Source organism: Paenibacillus rhizoplanae (assembly GCF_042684125.1).
In the GTDB taxonomy this organism is placed as follows: Bacteria; Bacillota; Bacilli; order Paenibacillales; family Paenibacillaceae; genus Paenibacillus_AQ; species Paenibacillus_AQ rhizoplanae.
In genome coordinates, this window is the sequence record NZ_JBHUKY010000077.1 from 33,261 (window position 1) to 51,661 (window position 18,401).

The following is an 18,401-nucleotide window of genomic DNA, read 5'->3' on the forward strand; positions in this document are numbered from 1 at the left end:
GATGGTCTTATGGTTCAGGAGGAGGAATGAGGCTGCACGGCTGGCGGAAGTGAATGGCCGTCTGCAGAGACAGCTTGAAGCCCAGGAGCTCAGCTATCAGGATACCTTACATTCCTTCATGGACATCAAGCGAATCATTCATGATATCAACAAGCAACTGGTATACATACGCGCCTGTATTGAAGCAGGTCATGCGGCAGAAGGCGCAGATCATATTAACGGGATTATGCAACAGATCGAGGCCTCCTGCAACTCCATCACTACCGGCAACCTGGCTGTGGATGCCTTGGTCAGCCATGCGCTTAACCTCGCCTCTGACCTGAATATTGCAATGCAGCATAAGATACAGCTCTCCGGTGCACCTGTTGACATTGAACGCTACGATCTGTGTATAGTACTTGGCAACCTTCTGGATAATGCCATAGATGCTGCGAGACAGGTCCGGCCGGCACAGAACAGATCCATTCAGCTTCATATCCATTCAAACAACAATGCCCTCGTTATCTATATTGGCAACTCCATGGCCGCTCCCGCCAGCACAGCAGGGCCATGCCGCCGGACCCATCCTGAACTGCACGGAATCGGCTTAAGTACTATTCAGCAGGTTACGGGCAAATACGGCGGGCATCTGAGAACCACGGTTAAACCGGGAAAATACGAAACGGTTGTTGTTCTGCCTTATGCGAAGACCGGAAGCTAAATACAGGTTGCCGTGCCGACTCGTATGGATCAAGACGCCCGCACCGTCAGCCTAACCGTTCCTTAGAGCGTTGCCCTCGCGTGAGCTCCTTCCAATCATCACCTGCACCGCAATCATCAATACAGTGACTACCGCCATGCCGATCAGCGCGGGCTGGAATGAACCCGAGGCATCGTAGATACGGCCAATCGCGAGTGGTCCCAAAGCCCCGAGAAAATACCCACCCCCCTGGTTAAGCGACGACCAGGAACTGGCCTCTTCCGCCCGCTCGGTCATTAAGAGCGGCAGCATTAGAGCCAGGGGGAATAATCCGCCAGCGCCAATACCGAGCATTACTACGCTCAGCAGCGGTGAGGCTGAGCCCAGAAGGAGCAGCAGTCCGCTTAGCTCGAACAGACTACACAGCACCAGCCATAACGTGCGCCGCTGGAATCTGGCCACAAGGATGGGTACGAGAATGCTTACCGGAATCTGTATCAAGGTGAAAAGTGTAAGCAGATTGCCCGCTTCATGCTTGCTATACCCCATGGATGCGGCCATCGGGGCCAGCCAGGCGGTCAGTGAATAGAAGATACTGGCCATAAGACCGAAGAACACGGTTAGCAGCCAAGCCTTGCCGTTGTTCAAGGGCAGCCTGGAAGGTGCAGCCTGATCCTTCAGCGGCTTGGACCGCGCGGCAATCCTCCACCAGACCGGAAGCGCGGCAAGCGACAAGACTGCCCATACCGCCAGGGACAGCTGCCAGGAATTGTCCAGCCAGGTATAGACCGGAACAGCCAGCCCGGCTGCGAGTGAAGCGCTCACCACCATTGAGGCGGAATACACACTGACCATAGCCGAGCGGCCGGGAAAATGACGCTTAATGAAGCCGGACAGCAGCGGTCCGGCAATTCCGATCCCTACGCCTGCTGCCAGCGCCGTCAGAATGAGACCGGACGATGAAGACAGGAACCCGCGTGCGGCTGTCGCCGCCCCGATCAGTACCATGGCCCCGAAGATCGTGCGTTCCAGACCGAAGCGGCGGCTGATGCTCACGGCAAGGGGTGCAAATATCCCCATACACAGGACTGGCAGTGTTGTCATCAGGCTGGCCTGCAGGCTGTTCATCCCCAGATCACTCTGAATGTTACCCAGCAGCGGTGAGACCGAGGTGATTACCGGACGCATATTTAATGAGGCTGCCAGCAAGGCAACGAATAATAGTAAGAAAGGCATTTCCATCACTCCATATCTGTATTTTGTATATAACCTGAGTATACGGAGATGTCATATATTGATCAATACTATTGTTTATATTATTATAATAGTAATTGACTATGATCTTATCCAGAAAGGAGTGAATTACATGGAAACCCGCCACCTGCACTATTTCATGGCCGTCTGCGAAGAACTGCATTTCACACGCGCCGCTGAGAGGCTGGGCATTAGCCAACCGACACTAAGCCAGCAGATTAAGGTGCTGGAAGGAGAAATGGGCATGCCCCTGTTCGACCGGATCGGCAAAAAAATCGCTCTTACCCAAGCGGGAGCCCTCCTGAAGGACTACGCAGCCCGGATGATCCAGAATGAGCAGAATGCCAAGGCAGCGATCAATGAGCTGCGCTCCGACAACCGCGGCATGATCCGGCTTGGGGTGCTACCCTCTGACCTGGACTACCGTCTAACGCCGATGCTGGTCAAATTCCATGCCGATTTTCCAAATATCCGGCTCCAGGTCTTCGCTTCAACGCTTATTCAACAGGAGGTGCTGGAGAACAAGCTGGACATCGGCATCTGCCTTCCAGGTCCGCGTGATTCCATGCTGACTCAAGTGGACCTGGGCTGGGAACCTTATCATCTGATTGTCCGCGAAGATCATCCGTATGCCGCGATGAGCCACATTGAGCTGTCTTTGCTTCAGCAGATCCAGCTTGTGATGTATCCGCGCACCTACATCGGCAGAGAGCTGGTGGAGAATACCTGCCGGGAAGCTGGCTTCGAGCTGGAACCGATCATGGAGACCGGATCAGCCACCTCACTGCTTCAGCTGGTCAAGGCCGGAATTGGCGGCACTGTACAGCCGCGCGGACTGCTTGAGGGCATGGAGAACAGCGGACTTTGCTCCATTCCGATCCTAAATTCCGCCCCCTGCCGCAACCTCAGACTGATCTACCGGGCAGACCGCTATATCAGCCACGCCACCCATACCTTCATCAGCAGCCTGCGCCGGTTCCTGATCGACAACCTCCGGCTTGAGGACGGGGCTCAGAATCCTTGAAAAATGAGTTAATAATAATTTTCACCGAAGCTCGATGAACGTAGTGTTCCGTCTGAAGGCGGACTGATCAATTGGCTATTGTTCCTGAAAGGTGCCGATACATCACACTGGGAGGTGCTGAAGATGAATGAGCCGGGACTAGAGAAGGCGATGGATACCCTGCAATATCTGAGTCAGGATTCAGAGGCCAGACGATTATATGAAGCGAGACAGAAGTATTTGCATGATGAGGCATCCATGCTGGGAAGTGCTAAATTGGCAGGTATGAAGGAAGGCATAAAGGAAGGTATAAAAGAAGTAGCCAAGAATATGCTTGACTTGAATCTGGACATAATGACAATTGTACAGGCCACTAGATTAACAGAGCAGGAGATCAATGCTTTGATAAAATAAAATGTGGGAGCATCCTATGGCGGACGCTCCCTTTCTACTTGCTATTTCATAGAGGTATTCATCTGGTTCAACATCAGTCATTCAAAACTTCAATCATCTGCCTAGTCTTCGCCAGCTGCTCCACAGTCAAATCATGCTGGGCAGAAGCATATACGCTGAAGACAATATCAAGCACGAATAATTGGGCAAATCTTGAGCTGGTTGCCGCACTGCGAAGTGTGGCTTCCGGGGCACGTGATGTAAATAAAGAAACATCCGCCAGCTGGGAAAGCTTGTTATTTCCAGGACGGGTCAGGCTGATGGTTTTGATCCCATGCTCCTTGGCCCGTTTGGTTAACTGAATGACCTCGCCCGTTTCCCCGCTATACGAAATCCCCCAGAAGACAGCGTTCTCTGACTTCGTAGCCATAGCTGCCGCCAATAAATGACGGTCAGAAATAGCATATACATTTTTACCGAGCCGCAGCCATTTCTGTGCCGCATCCTCTGCAATAATGAAAGAAGCCCCTATCCCATACACATAAATAACCTCTGCCTGCTGTAACAGGCTCACGGCCTGCTCAATCGAATGCGCGTCCAGTTGACTGGCCGTATTCTGAAAGGTCAATATGGTATTCGACAACATTTTATCAATGATCGAATGCACCGTCTCATTGGATTCAACATCAAAGTAGCCCACATAACTCGTGTTCTCTACTTCAGCGGATAAGCGGATTTTAAGCGCGGGGAAGCCCTCGATGCCCACGGACCGGCAAAAACGGACAACCGCCGCACTGCTTGCCACCGCTTTCGCCGCTAACTCATGTATAGACATATGCATCACTTCTTTAGCATTGGCGAGAATGTACTCGGCTACCTTTTTTTCTGACTCAGGCAGTTCATTTAAGACCAGTTCAATCTGAGAAATCATACTTCCTGCTGCCAAGTTCTAAACTCCTCTCCTCAGTCTATTCTTCTTATTGTAACAAAACAGAGGGGAGTAATCATTAAGTAGTAGCAGTGAAGCAGAAGCGCCTTCCGCCTTGTCTGACGTAGTCCAATAGAGGAAGGTCCTCTTTGATCACATGACCAATCACATTAACCGCTTCATGTGCCGGCAGATCTCTTAATGTGACCTGTAACTCATGTTCATAGCGGCCATATAAATTATTATCGACGGTAATCGTCCCTCTGGGCCGCTTGTTCGTATGCATAGGCGTAATACTTCGGGTCATTCCATAACGTTCCTGATCTGTCCGTGCACTCTCAGAGCGAATCACATCACGGGCCGCATCAAGCCGGTTCCGGTGGACCTTATCCCATAAGGCATAAGGCGATGCCTGGGTAACCCGCAAGGGAATAATCCCTTCCTCATACCGCTGAAATTGAATCTGTGACCCTTCTGAAAGGGTTAAATCGCCAACGAAAATTTTGTCCACCGCACAATCCTGCTCTAATTCCAGGTAGGCCAGAAAAGAAGATTGATTCCGGTGCTTCTCTAAGGTAGGCAGACCTTGAAATAACGGTTTTCTCTTCAGCCCGTCTCCCGGAATAAAGGCCATCGTCGGAATGCCTTCCGCTTGCAGCCATCTGTTCTTCGCTGTAAATGCTTCTTTATCCAGACCTGTCTCCGGGCGGGGATAATAATTATGCCAGGCTTCAATGTTCTCAAGACAAATCGAATGCTCCTTCAATGCTGCTAAGAATTCCGGGGTTAAGGTGCTGGCATTTAAGGCAATTGTCAGTTGTTGTGAGTAGGCTGCAATTTCATCGGCGCTAAATCCAAAATCCATCCGCAAACCTGTAACACCAGCCTCCAACAGAAAGGGTAACGAAAAGTTCTCCAGTGCCTTCCCGGAAATATCCGCCATCAGGTCCATTCCTAACCGCCGGGCAGTCTTTGCAATCTCCAGCAGTTTCTCCTTCAATACTCCAATATCATCTTCCGGCATATGAAGAGAGGTGAATATTTCGGTACAGCCTGCAGCCTTCATGTGTTCCATATACTTCACATTGTCTTCTAATGTGCGGTCCGCTACAAAAATTGAAATTCCGAGCACTGGAATCACCTCAATATCTCAGAGTCGCTTAATCCTGTTCTGCCATAGCCTCTTTAGGTGTACCGAACAGATAAGTGGCAATGAATCCGCCAGCGTATGCTGCGATTAAGCCTATTACATATTTCAGCCATAATCCATTCGCAATCAAGGGAATTAACGCAACCCCGGAAGGACCAATGGCAATGGCTCCAACGTTGCCGAATAAACCGATGACCGCACCACCAATCCCGCCGCCAATACAAGCTGTAACAAACGGACGGCCCAGCGGTAAAGTAACCCCGTAAATCAAGGGCTCGCCGATTCCCAGAATACCGACCGGAAGCGCACCTTTGATCATGTTCGTCAATGATTTATTCTTCTTGCAGCGAATCCATAAGGCGATGGAAGCCCCGACCTGACCTGCCCCAGCCATAGCCAGCATCGGAAGCAACAGCGTCATCCCTGAATCATTGATCATCTCAATGTGAATCGGTGTCAACACCTGATGCAGCCCTAACATCACAAGCGGCAGGAACGCTGTTCCTAATACAAAGCCTGAGAAGGCTCCGCCCACTTCTAACGTCCAGTTAATCGCTCCGATTAAATTACTGGAGATGAATCCGGCGAACGGCATGATGAAAAAGATGGTAATCAGCCCTACGGCCAGCAAGGCGATTGTAGGGGTAACGATAATATCAACCGCATCAGGAATCACTTTGCGCAAATATCTCTCCACGATGGACAGAATCCATACAGCAATGAGAACGCCGATCACCCCGCCTTGACCCGGTGTCAGAGGTGTACCCGTGAATATATTAGTAATGGTCAGGTCTGCTGTAACCCCTGTTAACAGCGTTACCCCGCCGATTACTCCCCCGAGAGCAGGCGTAGCTCCGAATTCTTTGGCGGCATTAATACCGACATAAATCACCAGGTAACTGAAAATCGCATTTTTGATGACATTTAAGATCGTCACATATTGCTGCCAGGTTGCTGTGTCCAAATTACCCGCTGTAATATTGTTCGTCAGAATCGAGCCAATACCGGCAATTAATCCGGCTCCAACGAATGCAGGGATAAGCGGGATGAATATATTTCCGATCTTCCGCAAAAAGTTTTTGAACGGAGTATCGTTCTTCTTTTTTAGCTGCGCTTTCATTTGTGCGCCTTTGGCCTGTAATTGTTCAGCCGAAGTGGAAGGATCGCCCTCAGGACCGCTTGCTTCCAACACTTTACCGAATTCTTCAGCTACTTTGGTTACAACTCCGGGTCCGAGAATGACTTGATAGGTTTCATCATCCACTACTCCCAGAACCCCGTCGATTTGCTTCAAGTCTGCTTCAGCGATTCGGCTGCGGTCCACAACGGTTACACGAAGACGAGTCATACAATGGGTGTACTCGGTTACATTTGCACGGCCGCCGATAGCCCCTAATATGTTGACCGCTAAATCATGATATTTACTCATGTTGATTGCCCCCTTCTTCTGATCGTATTATTGAATCGCCTGACGGACGAAGCCTTGTGATTCTTCCAGCCGCTGCACAGCTTCTTCTTTCGTTAGCCCCGCAAGGATCATTACAATAGCAATCTTAGGCTTCTGATCTGCCTGCTTCAGAACACGCTCTGCCGTTTCAGCATCACATTCTGTCGCATCCATGACAATCCGTTTGGCACGTTCTACAAGCTTTTCATTGGTTAACTGTACATCCACCATTAGATTTCCATATACTTTGCCTGTACGAATCATTGAAGCTGTGGATAACATATTGCAGATTAATTTCTGCGAACTTCCGGCCTTCAAACGTGTTGACCCGGTTAACACCTCCGGTCCATTCACGACTTCGATCGCAATCCCGGCAATTCTGCCAATCGCTGAATCTTTGTTGCAGCTCACGGCTACAGTGGATGTTCCAATAGACTTGGCATATTCTAATCCGCCGATCACATAGGGTGTGCGTCCGCTGGCGGCAATGCCGACGACAACATCTGAGGCTGTCAGCTTAATATCCTGTAAATCCTGTACCCCTAATTGTTCATTGTCCTCTGCACCTTCGACTGCTTTGATGAACGCCCTCTCTCCCCCGGCAATTAGCCCAATGACCTCCTCAGGTGCTGTTCCAAAGGTTGGCGGACATTCAACAGCATCCAGCAGGCCGATACGTCCGCTTGTTCCAGCCCCCATGTAAATTAAACGCCCGCCTTGTCTGATCGCCATTGTAATCACTTCAACGGCTTCGGCAATCTGCGGAATGACTTGTTTCACAGCTTGTGCGACCTTGTGATCTTCTTCATTCATCACTTCCAGAAGCTCAAGCGGCGTTAATTCATCCAGATTCATGGTGTTCTTATTGCGGGTCTCCGTTGTCAAATGCTCTAACATGATTTCCATCATCCTTTTCCGTTTATGAAATCGCTCTCTAAATGCAGAATACCATTACTGAAATATTATTTCAACATAATTATTATTTTATTGAAATTAAATATCATCTATAAATTGAACACATACAAAAACAAACCCCTGCGATGCACACAGGAGCTTGTTCATGTATCCTTCTTCTATATTCACCCTTCACGCCTCCATCAAACCCCGCCTAACCGATAAGTAAAAGCCTTCTTCTCCTTCTTCCTACCGGTGAACTCAAACCGCAGTTCTGATTCCCCCTCACTACCCCTTGTGAATTTAAGGCTATCGGATTTAAATCTCTTCATATCCAACGGATTTTAATGCGGTTCTTGAATAGAAGAATCGTCAGCTTTTGAAAAATAAGTTTTAGAGTGATCCATTAATAAAAGCAGCGGCAGTCTAAGACTTGATAAATAAAGTCTTGGACTGCCGCTGTGGTCGTTCAACTAACGTTTCCCGTTAGTTCAATAGACAGTTCATCAAAAATTATCACTTCACTCGTTCGGAAATATTTTTATTTATTTCTTCAGGATTTTCAACACCAATGATCAACTTTGATATTTTGAACTTACCAACTTTAAAGCTATTCAAATCTAAATGAAGAGTTTCAAGCTCATTTTCAAAAAAGTGCAGTTGATAACCACCGTTTGATCTAAATAACCCATTTCTCATTTCTCCTAATAAAGCACCATATAGTTTAAAAGCATTTGGTATCGGTCTACCTGTTGTTATTCCTGTGATTGAAGAGTATGGAATTTGCAACCCTTTATCTAATTTTAAAAAGGGTGAGTTTCCAAAGTCGATATTTACGTAGGTTTCCATTAGTTGAATTTTACGTTCCATATTTTGATTCCCCCAATCAAATAATCCATTTATTTCATAACCCATAATTACATATAATACCACAACACCTCTTTTCTTCATAAAGGTCTTAACTGCTCTTTAGTTGAATGGCGACGGATTCTAAAGCTAATCCGTCGCGTATATTTGAGTGGTCGATGCCTTCTCATGACCGAGCATTCCTTGAATGAAGTCTAAGGGAGCACCATTATCAAGGAGTTGGCATGCATATGTATGTCGAAAGCGATGCGGGTACACATTCACTTCAAGTTCTTCCCGATCTGCAAGCCGTTGTATTGCCCACCTAATCGTAGGTATAGCCATTCGTTTTGTTGGATGCGTATCGGTAACAAATAAGGCTTTGCAGGAATCCTCACGGCTAGCCAGGTACTTCTTTAACCATACTTTGCACTTAGTCGTAAAGTAAACTTCTCTTTGCTTCGATCCCTTGCCATTTACGATTGCTGAGCAGTTCTCCCAGTTTAGATCTTCGATGTTGATCTTTTCTAACTCCCCAACCCGGCAGCCGGTACTATAGAGAAACTCAAGCAGTGCTCTTTCCCTGACGGACTGACATGAGATTTTCAAGTGTATGATGTCTTCCTCAATCAAAAACTTAGGAATGCGCTTTTCTAACTTGGGTTCTCTCAATTTCAAAGATGGATTTGAAGTCAGATACGTCTCTTCATAAGCATAGCGGAAAAGAGAACGAACAAAACGAATTCGATGACCAAGGCTGTTTGGCTTCAAACGAACTGCTTGCTTTGCCAAGTACTCCTTCAGTGTACTTAACGTTATCTCTGTGATATCGAGATTTCCTAGCGCCAGTACTAGCATCTTGTGCTGTAAAGCGTATGCTTTTAATGTTTTTGGACTGAACCCTTGAATGTATTTGTCAGCCTCATAGCCTTTAATAAAAATGATTTTATAAACTCATAAGAAACGAATGACTTTCTTTATCCATTTTTTCTATCGCATATCTAAAAGAAATTCTTGGCATATTTTCGTGATTATTAATGAGATAATCAATGACCTCTTCTTTATTTATTTGAGATAAAGATTTGAGCATCCAACCGTATCCTTTAAGAACTAATTCATGCTTATCATTCATTAACCTATCTGCAATGTAAAATGGCTTTAATCTGTTAAAATCATTTCGCATTATAGATGGAATAAGAATAACGGCAGATGCTCTTCGAACCCAAAAATCATCATCTTCTGTCCATTCTAATACATTGGTAAACAGTTCTTTATATTGTAAAAGCAAATTTCCAAATGCATGGGTACAAAAATCATCACAATCTCCCCAACCACGTACATATTTTTTTAACCACAAATAGAAAACAGAGTATGTAATCTTAGTATATTGCTTATGTACCCTATTGGCCCAATCAAAAGCAATAACTCCCTTTTCCCAGCGACGTTCTTCCAGTAAGCGTTCACATAATGGAATAATATGCTCTATCTTTTGATCAGGAAGCATTCTGAATACCTTGCCTGACAATTTTCGTATATCACCAGTTTTGATATGAGTGCCTATTGGTTTGTTTTCATTTAAGAATTCAATTTCGTTATCAATGAATTCGAATACATTATTCATCAAATTCTCCTCTTTGGGGTGAATATTGACCAGTGATTTCAATAACATTTCCATCTGGGTCTGTCAGTTGAAAGTAATAATAAGGACTTACATTGTTAATATATTTGATGCTGGTTAATTGCCCGCTAATATCCAACTGTTTTATTCTGTCTCTCTCTTGCTCCAAATTTTCAGTCCAGAGATTTAGTACAAACTTATGTGTATTCTCAGCTTCAACTATTGCAACTAAATTATCAAACTCCTCTACATATTCCCCTTTTCTAACAGTCAAATTTGGATTCATCGCATCAAAATAACCATTCATAATAGATATATTCTTCCCATTAAACTCAAACTGAGCAAATCGCTGCATATTTTGTGAACTTACTGACATTTCTAATAATTTCTCATAGAATCTAACTGATTTATTAAAATCCCTTACTATCAAATAAATTGAACCTAGATGCATATATACCTCCCAAGATTTGCAACTTGATAATGTACTTTCATTCATTCTATCCCAAACCAAAAACACAAACAAGTGTTCTTGATATTATATTTAGACAGTATCTTATTCGCGAAATTATTGAACTATCCTGCCCGTTAGCTTAATGAAGTATTGACAGTCTAATACTTTATTTTCTCAGTCTCCGACAAAATGAGGATAGCTGATGAACGCTTCACGTTTCTGGGCATTCCAGTCCAGTGAGCCGCCAATGGCATCATTAACGAACCGCAATGGTATGTATAGCTGCTTATTCACTTGCTGGAAGGCTGCGGAATAGGTAATCTGTTTCCCGTTCACAGAGGCCATCCGGCTGCCGATCTTCATGCTGCCTGTCGTAAGGATGTTGTTAATGGTGATCATCCTAGTATGTTCATCATAACTAATTGTAGCCCCGCTGACATATAGCTTGTCCAGCGAGAGCATCACAGTACCATTCATCAGTGTGGCTCCCCCTGCGGAGGTGGTGATTGGCGACTTATTCAGATAGATTTGAATCGCGGGTAATTGGGCGGATTGAGTGGAACCGGAAGCTGCGGCAGCCGGAGCCGAAGAATGAGACACACCCGTGACCAGAACGCTAAGACCGATAATCCGCATGATTTTTTTAAAAGTGATCATATGCGCCCCTCCTCTCTCAGAAAATACCATATTTCACATCATAGCATAAAGCGGATGGAACAGCAGAATATTACATGGTAGACTGAGAAAAAAATGCCCGCATTCATCAGTCGGATGAAAAGCGGACTTGGGAGAGAGTTTCAATTGGCAAAATGGGATAATATGCTGGCTATGCTATGGATGCTACGGTCCGGCAAAAAACTCACTGCCGCACAGATTGCGGACAGTCTGGAAATCAGCGTCCGTACCGTGTACCGGTATATTGACGCACTTGGTGCCAGCGGTGTGCCGGTGGTTGCGGAATCCGGGCATGACGGCGGAGTGTATATTCTGGACAGCTTCAGCGAGACGCCCCTGTTTTTCAACGCGCTAGAGCTGAAGGCACTGGTAGATGCTTATAAATTCGCGGTAGGCGCAGGTTATCCTTATGCGAAGGAACTGGAGAGCGCCCTCAAGAAGGTGGAGAATGGATTGCACGAAGAACAGCGCCATGACTTGTCGCTGCTAACCAGCGGCCTCGATGTCATTGCCCCGTCCCGTCCGCCGTCTGTCGTCCCTTTGCTGCGTGAGCTGGAGCTGGCTGTGAAGGCGGGACAGACCGTTCACCTCACCTACCGGAAAGAGAATGCTGCACATGATGAAGAGCGCGAAGTCGATCCGTATGGACTGGCTTATGACCGCAGCGAATGGTATGTCGTCGCGTTCTGCCACCAGTCAAGGGCAATGCGGACCTTCCGTGTTGACCGCATTGCCGCGCTTAAGCTGACGGATGCCTGCTTCGAGCGGCCGGAGCAGTTCTCGGTGTCTGTCTACTTCCGCAGCCAAGCGGAAGAGGAGCGGGAAGAAGACGGTCCCCTTGCGGTTATCCGCATCGAAGGGGAGCCTGATACGCTGAACAAGCTGTGCAGCAATTGGCATCTGCGTCACTACTTGACGGAACGGACCGACCGGGAGGCGCGGTTCCTGCTCGATGTTCCGTCCATGAACAAGTACCTGCCGAAGTATCTGTTAAGCTTCGGTACTTCCATTCGTATTCTGGAGCCGGTGGAGCTGAAGGAGCAGATCCAGGAATTGGCCTGTGCAGTTACCAGACATTACATGGACGATGCTGATTGAACTTCACTGACAGCCCTAATCCAAGGTTCCCCTTAGAAGACCCTGCCAAATGAAGCAGCTCCTGCGGCATATTCGCTGCAGGAGCTGCTTTTTTCACCTTATGTGCTGAGGATTTATTGCAACTAAGCGCCTGCCAAGGCCGTAACCTGAACCTTAAGTTCATTGACCTGCTTGCGCATGTCTTGAGCTTCCTTCTGCTGCTTCTGGACTACCGTGGTCAGTACGCCGATAATGTCCATCAGCACTACAGACTTGTGATCCGCAGTGGAGAAAATCTGTGGCACATCCTCGGCGATGAAGCCGATATTCTGCTGCTTGCCGTTCTCCGTCTTGTAGTTGAAGGTCACCGGCTTCAGCTTGTTCAGCAGCTCCAGCGCCTTCTTCACCGGCAGGCTGGCGATGTTCTCCTTGTAGGTCCGGGAGGAGGTCTGCGCGAAGTTCGTTGCCCGCAGGTTACCGTTCACATCCAGCTTGTAGTTATCCGCGGGCGCTTTGCCAATGCCAATATTGCTGCTGGAATCTAGCGTTAATACATCTGCCACCTGGACCAGTTCATCATAGACGGAATCCTGGCAGACCAGCTTCTGCATACTTCCCTCAATGCCCGCCTGCCATGCATTTGCCGTAGCATCCCAGAGAATCTGTGCCTTCTTATCCTTGCCCCTGTCAAGCTCGATCCCCCGGGTAACCGTCAGGCTGCCGCTGATCTTGGCATCCTTCACGTTCACTGTACCGCCGAGGGTCAGGTCCTTCGCTGACAATGTGCCTGTGAAGGCGGCATCCTTCGCGGTGAACATTCCTGTAAATTCGGCATCCGCTGCCTTTAATAACGTGTCGATCACTGCGTCCTTCGCGGTTAATGATCCGTTGACATCAGCGTCAGTAACGGTTAACTTCCCGGATACCGCCGCATTACCGTTCACATCCAGCTTGGCGGCTGGTGCGGCGGTGCCGATTCCGATATTGCCGGAAGCCACTTTCAGCACAGCATTCAGATCCGTAAGCTCCTTATGCGTATGACCGCTGTAAGAGAGCTGCTTGAGGCTTCCAGCAAGTCCCATCTGCCATTCAGCCAGCGCTTCGTTCCATACAATCTGTGCCTTGGCGCCTGTGCCTCTACCCACATTAATACCTTGGCTAAGAGTAAGGCTGCCCGTAACTGCAGCATCCTTCGCTGAGAACGTTCCGCTGACCTCGGCATCCGTAGCCGTTAATACGCCACTGACGTTTGCGCGCTTAGACGTTAACGTTCCGCTTACAGCGGCGTCCGTAACGGTTATCCCGCCGGATACCGCCGCATTGCCGTTCACCTCAAGCTTGGCCGTTGGCGCTGCGGTGCCGATTCCGACATTCCCGGAGGCGATCTTCAGCACCCCGGTCAGTTCCGACAGCTCTTGGTGTGTATGGCCGCTGTAGGAGAGCTGCTTCATGCTTCCTGCAATACCCGCCGTCCAGACATCCTGGGCTTCATCCCAGAGCAGCTGCGCCTTCTGATCCGTTCCTCTGTCCACTGCAATTCCCTTACTGAGCGTAAGACTGCCGGTGATGGCGGCATCCTGAGCAGTGAAACCTCCGCTAACCGTGACATCCTTAAGCGCAGCCAGGCCGCTGATCTTGGCACTTGCTGCTTCCAAGCCGCCGCTTAGCGAAGCCTCTGTAACCGTCAATGATCCGCTGACAACGGCATTCCCTTTGACCTCCAGCTTAGCAGCCCGGTCATCCGTGCCAATCCCGACATTGCCTTCGTCAACAGTGATTGCCCCCGACAGTGAAGCATACTCGGGGTGGGTATGTCCCTTGAACTCTATTGCCCTCAGGGTATCTGAGATTCCGGCCAGCCATTCATCGGCAGTCTCATCCCACAGCAGCTGGGCTGGAAGAGCAGTGCCGCCGCGGAATACCTCCAGACCGGCATTTTGGACAATCGGAGTCTTCTGAGGAGCATACTTGTTGACTCTTATGATGTTGTCTTCAACCTCAAGGGTAGCCGCATTAATCGTCACCATGTCGCCATTCACCATCAGATTGCCGTTCACGGTCAGATCCTTGGATATGGCAGCGCTGATTGCACTAAGCTCCCCGCGAATTTCCGCATTGCCTTGTACATCGAGCTTAGACTTAGGATTGAAGGTCCCTATACCGACCTCTCCGCTGTTGGTAACACTGAATGCAGTGCTTCCTCCCGGTACCTGCACATCCAGCAGCGCCAGCGGAGTCGTTGTTCCGATACCGACATATCCCTTCGCATCCGAGAAGAGGGCAATCGTATTGCCGAGTGAATTGAACAGCTTGTTCTGGCCGCCCTTCCCGGTGCCGAATTCAGAGAAGGTAACCCCGTCGCCATAAAACCAGGCATTCTGCTCATTATTCCAGTAGATCCGGGCATTCTTCTGTGGGCTTCCGTCTTTGTTCAAGCCGCGCAGAGCTTCAAACCCTCCGGCAGTCACATTCCCGGACACCACCGCATGATTGCTAATCACGGCACCCGCTGCATTAATCCCTTTGTTAAAAGAAGCGGAGCCCTCGAATACAGCATCACTATGAGCAGTCAGCTTACCCGAGAAGGATGCCGCGCCAGAGAACTCTGTCTCCGTCCGGAAGACCGCTTTGCCTGCCACATCCAGCACTTCGGTAGGATTATCCGTGCCCACTCCCATCTTGCCGCTGCGGGTCAGGCTGAGTACCGTTCTGCCGGCAGTGCCCAGCTTCCAGCGGTCCTTGGCCCACTTGATCTGCGCATTGGTCTCGGTACCCTGCAGCACCTCAATGCCATCTCCGACTGTCACCGTTCCCGCAATTGCCGCACTGGCGGCAGTCACTGCTCCTGTAATCACGGCACCCGCAGCCTTCACTGCGCCGGAAGCCTGGACATTGCCTGATGTATCCACCACCAATGCCGCACTGTCTGTAGGTGTTGCAAGCTGCCACTGATCCTTGACCTCATCCCAGGCAAGCTTAGCCGGATTCTCATCCGGGCCGCGATAGATTTCAAGTCCGCCACCCGCAAGCGAATTGACTGTACCGGCATCCTTGTTAAGGGTGATCCAGGGACTGCCGATATCCAGCTCATCTGTGGCAATTGTTGCAGAGGCTCCCCGGATCTCCAGCTCTCCGGCTACTGTCAGATTGCCGCCCACCGTCAAGTCATGGTGAACATCCACATCCCCTTCGGCGCTGGCGCTGAGTGCCAGGATGTCACTCTTCGGGTTGTACAGCTGGCTATGGAGATGCAGAGAATCCGCACTCTCCATCTGCGTCAGCTTGTCCCAGGAGCTGCCGCTGGCGACATTCTCCAGTGAATTTCCGATACCTACCTTCCACTTCCGCTCACTTTCGTTCCAGAACATTCTGGCTGGCGGCTGCGATTCTCCCCGGAACACTTCAATGCCGCTCTCGGGGGCTGGCGGGGTATCCCCTGCGAATTTGTTGATCTCAATGACGTTATTGGTGACGACCAGATCTTCACGGTTAAGCGTGGTCGTGGTACCTTTGACGATCAGGTTGCCGTCTACCTTAACCAGGCCCTGAACTGCCAGACCGCCGCTGACTTCCGCCCCGTTGTTGACAGTTAGGGTACCCTGCACCTCTGCATCCTTGATTATTTCAATATCAGCATCTGCAGTAACCTGGACAGCCGTGTTGCCCGCGCTATCGCTCAGGGAATTGTGCCGGTGCAGGCCATCGGCATCTGAGCTGACGCCTCCGGTCAACGCATCCCAATTGCTCCCGTAGGCAATATTAGACAGCTCATCACCCAGTCCCAGCTTCCATCTGCCATCCGTCTCGTCCCAGAGCAGCCTGGCGCTCGGGTTCAGCTTGCCCCGGTAGACCTCAATGCTGCTCTGCTTCAGGGAGGAACTGTTCCCCTCGAATTTATTCAGCTCAATCCGGTTGCTGACCACCACCAGATCTTCCTTTTTGACGAAGGTAGTGGTGCCCTTGACGGTCAGATTGCCTTCAATTGTAGCCGATCCTCCCACATTCAGATCGGACTTCATCGTTGCACTGCCCTTGGCTAACAGCGTACCACCAAGCTCCATATTCCCGGATGCCGACAGCTTTCCCTGTCCGTCTGCCGACAGAATCGTTCCGCCGGACGGTGTGCTCAGTGTGCTGTGCTTATGGGAAGCATCCGCTACAGACCCGTTCGTCAGCGAGTCCCATTTGTTCCCGTAGGGAATGTCCGACATGCTGCCTTCAAGCCCGATTCTCCACTTGCGGTCTGTTTCATTCCACTCCATGCGTGCTGCCGGAAGCTGGCTGCCCCGGTAGACATCCAGCCCTCCCTTGTTACCCAGAGCTGTGTGGTCTTCCGCCTTATTGACCGTAAGGAAGCTGTCTGCTACCTCCTGCTCAATCTTCCGGATTACCACCTCTTCTTCCCGGACGATCAGCTTGTTCACGGTCAGGGTCTCGCCGACCATCAGCTCATGAGGGATATTCACATTGCCGTCCGTACCGATCTCCAGCGCAAGCAGGCTCTTGTCTTCGTTATGGAACTGCCTGTGGGTATGCAGAGCATCTGCGTTCCGGTTACCGCCGGTCAGCTCCACCCACTGCTTCCCGTCAGGAATATTGGTCATATCCCCGCTCACGGTGCCGGTCTGCCAGGATTTCGCGGCTTCATTCCAGGCTATCTTGGCATTGGGCAGCGTGGCTCCCCGGTAGACCTCCAGGCCATCCTTCTGGGATACCAGTGTCCCGGATATGCTCATCCCCCGGTCAACCAGAATTGTGCCGGAGTTATCCGTACGAAGCACCGGTGTCCCGTCCGCAGCCTTCAGCTGGCTATGGCTATGCAGACTATCCGCATTCGCGCCATGATGCAGCTGCTCCCAGTCTGCGCCGTAAGCAACCTTGAACATGCCGCTGACCTTGTCACCCTCCAGCGTCTCGGTTCCGATCATCCAGCTCTTACTTTTCTCATCCCATTGCAGCTTGGCACTGGAATGATCCTTGCGCAGGATCTCAATACCCATCCGGTCATCCTCAGCAGCATTCTGATTCAGGGTGACCTTGCTTCCGCCGATGATAACCTGGGGAACGTCCAGCACCGCCATTCCTCCGCTGACTTCAATCCCTTGCTTCGCGGAGAAGGGCCCCTCCATAGTCGACGCGCCGGAGACCTCCAGATCGCCGGACTCATTCACCTTGAACACCGCTGCGCTGCCCGAGGTTACAGATAACGTGCCGTCTATATCCACCGCTCCATAAGTGCTGATGGCCCCCGCCTTGATGTCACCTGTGAATTCTGTCAGCACAGCGTGAACATTAAGCCGGCTCCCTTCCTCGCCGTCCAGTTCCTCCGAATTGCTGAGGAAGGGCGTTTCGGGCTTCTTCTCTTTGCCGATAATGATCTGATCTGCCTTAAGCACCGTCCCGCCTGCGGCCCTGGTCACCAGCTGAGACCCGTCTACATCCGTCTCATAGATCCCGCCGATCGTTAAGGACCCGTCCTGGGAATGCTTCAGATTCACCCGGGCCAGCAGGATGTTCTGGTGTACATCTGCGGGCTTCCGGGAGCTTATATCAATGTTCGCCTGCTCCAGCACATGGATGGGGTTGCCTCCGCCCTTGAGCAGATCTGTATCCGTCAGCTTTTCCTTATAGCTGATAGAAATATAGATCTGATCCGAAGTGCTGTACCCGGAGAGATTAATCACCCGATCCGGGTGAGCGTCACTGACCATAATTTCCTGGCTGATCTCCTCATTGTGCTCCGGGTCGGTGACACGGTTGAGGGCAAAGCCCGGAGCGATCTCAACGGTTATCCCGTCCCGCATGGTGACCTTAAGGCCATCCACGACTCCCCAATCATGAAAATGACGGTTGTGCAGCTGCCGCACACGCTTATGGTAATTCTGATCCAGCGTCAGATCCTCTTCCTTCAGCAGCAGCCCGTTGAAATAATTCATGCGTTTCATATCCTTTGGCACAATCCCACTCCTCCCAGCTCTTCATAGTT

14 protein-coding genes and 1 pseudogene are annotated in these 18,401 nt (G+C 49.8%); 4 read left to right on the forward strand and 11 right to left on the reverse strand.

All coding sequences use genetic code 11. The features are described from left to right. Position 1: 1 nt before the first annotated feature. On the forward strand, positions 2–700 hold the full coding sequence (locus ACFSX3_RS27975) for a sensor histidine kinase (protein WP_209992544.1): 699 nt from the start codon (positions 2–4) through the stop codon (positions 698–700). Positions 701–751: 51 nt separating this feature from the next. Here ACFSX3_RS27975 and ACFSX3_RS27980 read toward each other — a convergent pair whose 3' ends face one another. After that, complete coding sequence (locus ACFSX3_RS27980; protein WP_209992545.1) at positions 752–1,915, reverse strand: MFS transporter; 1,164 nt, start codon at positions 1,913–1,915, stop codon at positions 752–754. A gap of 130 nt (positions 1,916–2,045) precedes the next feature. Between ACFSX3_RS27980 and ACFSX3_RS27985 the strand changes: the two genes are divergently transcribed. After that, positions 2,046–2,957, forward strand: a complete 912-nt coding sequence (locus ACFSX3_RS27985) for a LysR family transcriptional regulator (RefSeq protein WP_209992546.1) — start codon at positions 2,046–2,048, stop codon at positions 2,955–2,957. Between the two features lie 24 nt (positions 2,958–2,981). Next, a pseudogene (locus ACFSX3_RS27990) lies at positions 2,982–3,350 on the forward strand (Rpn family recombination-promoting nuclease/putative transposase); the annotation flags it as partial. Between the two features lie 73 nt (positions 3,351–3,423). On the opposite strand, the gene ACFSX3_RS27995 reads toward ACFSX3_RS27990, so the two are convergent. From ACFSX3_RS27995 to ACFSX3_RS28035, 9 genes are all read right to left on the reverse strand, one after another. Further along, complete coding sequence (locus ACFSX3_RS27995) at positions 3,424–4,275, reverse strand: MurR/RpiR family transcriptional regulator (RefSeq protein ID WP_209992547.1); 852 nt, start codon at positions 4,273–4,275, stop codon at positions 3,424–3,426. 61 nt (positions 4,276–4,336) lie between these two features. Beyond that, positions 4,337–5,389 carry a DUF871 domain-containing protein gene (locus tag ACFSX3_RS28000; protein WP_209992548.1) on the reverse strand — a complete coding sequence of 351 codons (1,053 nt, stop codon included), beginning with the start codon at positions 5,387–5,389 and terminating at the stop codon, positions 4,337–4,339. Between the two features lie 28 nt (positions 5,390–5,417). Continuing rightward, on the reverse strand, positions 5,418–6,836 hold the full coding sequence (locus ACFSX3_RS28005; RefSeq protein ID WP_209992549.1) for a PTS transporter subunit EIIC: 1,419 nt from the start codon (positions 6,834–6,836) through the stop codon (positions 5,418–5,420). A gap of 27 nt (positions 6,837–6,863) precedes the next feature. Continuing rightward, entirely contained in the window at positions 6,864–7,751 is an 888-nt protein-coding gene (gene murQ, locus ACFSX3_RS28010) for an N-acetylmuramic acid 6-phosphate etherase (protein ID WP_209992550.1), read from the reverse strand. A gap of 513 nt (positions 7,752–8,264) precedes the next feature. Beyond that, the gene (locus ACFSX3_RS28015) at positions 8,265–8,699 is read right to left on the reverse strand and encodes a hypothetical protein (RefSeq protein WP_209992551.1); all 435 of its coding nucleotides are present in this window, start codon (positions 8,697–8,699) and stop codon (positions 8,265–8,267) included. Positions 8,700–8,744: 45 nt separating this feature from the next. Next, the gene (locus ACFSX3_RS28020) at positions 8,745–9,386 is read right to left on the reverse strand and encodes a tyrosine-type recombinase/integrase (protein ID WP_379313549.1); all 642 of its coding nucleotides are present in this window, start codon (positions 9,384–9,386) and stop codon (positions 8,745–8,747) included. A gap of 154 nt (positions 9,387–9,540) precedes the next feature. Then, entirely contained in the window at positions 9,541–10,215 is a 675-nt protein-coding gene (locus ACFSX3_RS28025; RefSeq protein WP_209992552.1) for a DNA alkylation repair protein, read from the reverse strand. Continuing rightward, positions 10,208–10,663 (reverse strand): VOC family protein, encoded by a 456-nt coding sequence (locus ACFSX3_RS28030; protein ID WP_209992553.1) that lies wholly within the window; start codon positions 10,661–10,663, stop codon positions 10,208–10,210. The genes ACFSX3_RS28025 and ACFSX3_RS28030 overlap by 8 nt, the downstream gene beginning before the upstream one ends. Positions 10,664–10,837: 174 nt before the next feature. Further along, a complete protein-coding gene (locus ACFSX3_RS28035; protein ID WP_209992554.1) occupies positions 10,838–11,320 on the reverse strand; it encodes a copper amine oxidase N-terminal domain-containing protein in 483 nt (160 codons plus the stop codon). Between the two features lie 144 nt (positions 11,321–11,464). Here ACFSX3_RS28035 and ACFSX3_RS28040 point away from each other — a divergent pair, with 144 nt between their 5' ends. After that, complete coding sequence (locus ACFSX3_RS28040) at positions 11,465–12,436, forward strand: helix-turn-helix transcriptional regulator (protein WP_209992555.1); 972 nt, start codon at positions 11,465–11,467, stop codon at positions 12,434–12,436. Between the two features lie 122 nt (positions 12,437–12,558). Here the strand turns inward: ACFSX3_RS28040 and ACFSX3_RS28045 are convergent, their stop codons facing one another. Next, a complete protein-coding gene (locus ACFSX3_RS28045) occupies positions 12,559–18,372 on the reverse strand; it encodes a tail fiber domain-containing protein (RefSeq protein ID WP_209992556.1) in 5,814 nt (1,937 codons plus the stop codon). Between the last annotated feature and the right edge of the window lie 29 nt (positions 18,373–18,401).

What these genes read in the sequence shown, in the direction of transcription:
- ACFSX3_RS28025 (WP_209992552.1), bottom strand. Translation starts at nt 10,215, where the DNA reads ATGAATAATGTATTCGAATTCATTGATAACGAAATTGAATTCTTAAAT.
- ACFSX3_RS28015 (WP_209992551.1), bottom strand. Translation starts at nt 8,699, where the DNA reads ATGAAGAAAAGAGGTGTTGTGGTATTATATGTAATTATGGGTTATGAA.
- ACFSX3_RS28005 (WP_209992549.1), bottom strand. Translation starts at nt 6,836, where the DNA reads ATGAGTAAATATCATGATTTAGCGGTCAACATATTAGGGGCTATCGGC.
- ACFSX3_RS27980 (WP_209992545.1), bottom strand. Translation starts at nt 1,915, where the DNA reads ATGCCTTTCTTACTATTATTCGTTGCCTTGCTGGCAGCCTCATTAAAT.
- ACFSX3_RS28030 (WP_209992553.1), bottom strand. Translation starts at nt 10,663, where the DNA reads ATGCATCTAGGTTCAATTTATTTGATAGTAAGGGATTTTAATAAATCA.
- ACFSX3_RS27985 (WP_209992546.1), top strand. Translation starts at nt 2,046, where the DNA reads ATGGAAACCCGCCACCTGCACTATTTCATGGCCGTCTGCGAAGAACTG.
- ACFSX3_RS27975 (WP_209992544.1), top strand. Translation starts at nt 2, where the DNA reads ATGGTCTTATGGTTCAGGAGGAGGAATGAGGCTGCACGGCTGGCGGAA.
- ACFSX3_RS28035 (WP_209992554.1), bottom strand. Translation starts at nt 11,320, where the DNA reads ATGATCACTTTTAAAAAAATCATGCGGATTATCGGTCTTAGCGTTCTG.
- murQ (WP_209992550.1), bottom strand. Translation starts at nt 7,751, where the DNA reads ATGTTAGAGCATTTGACAACGGAGACCCGCAATAAGAACACCATGAAT.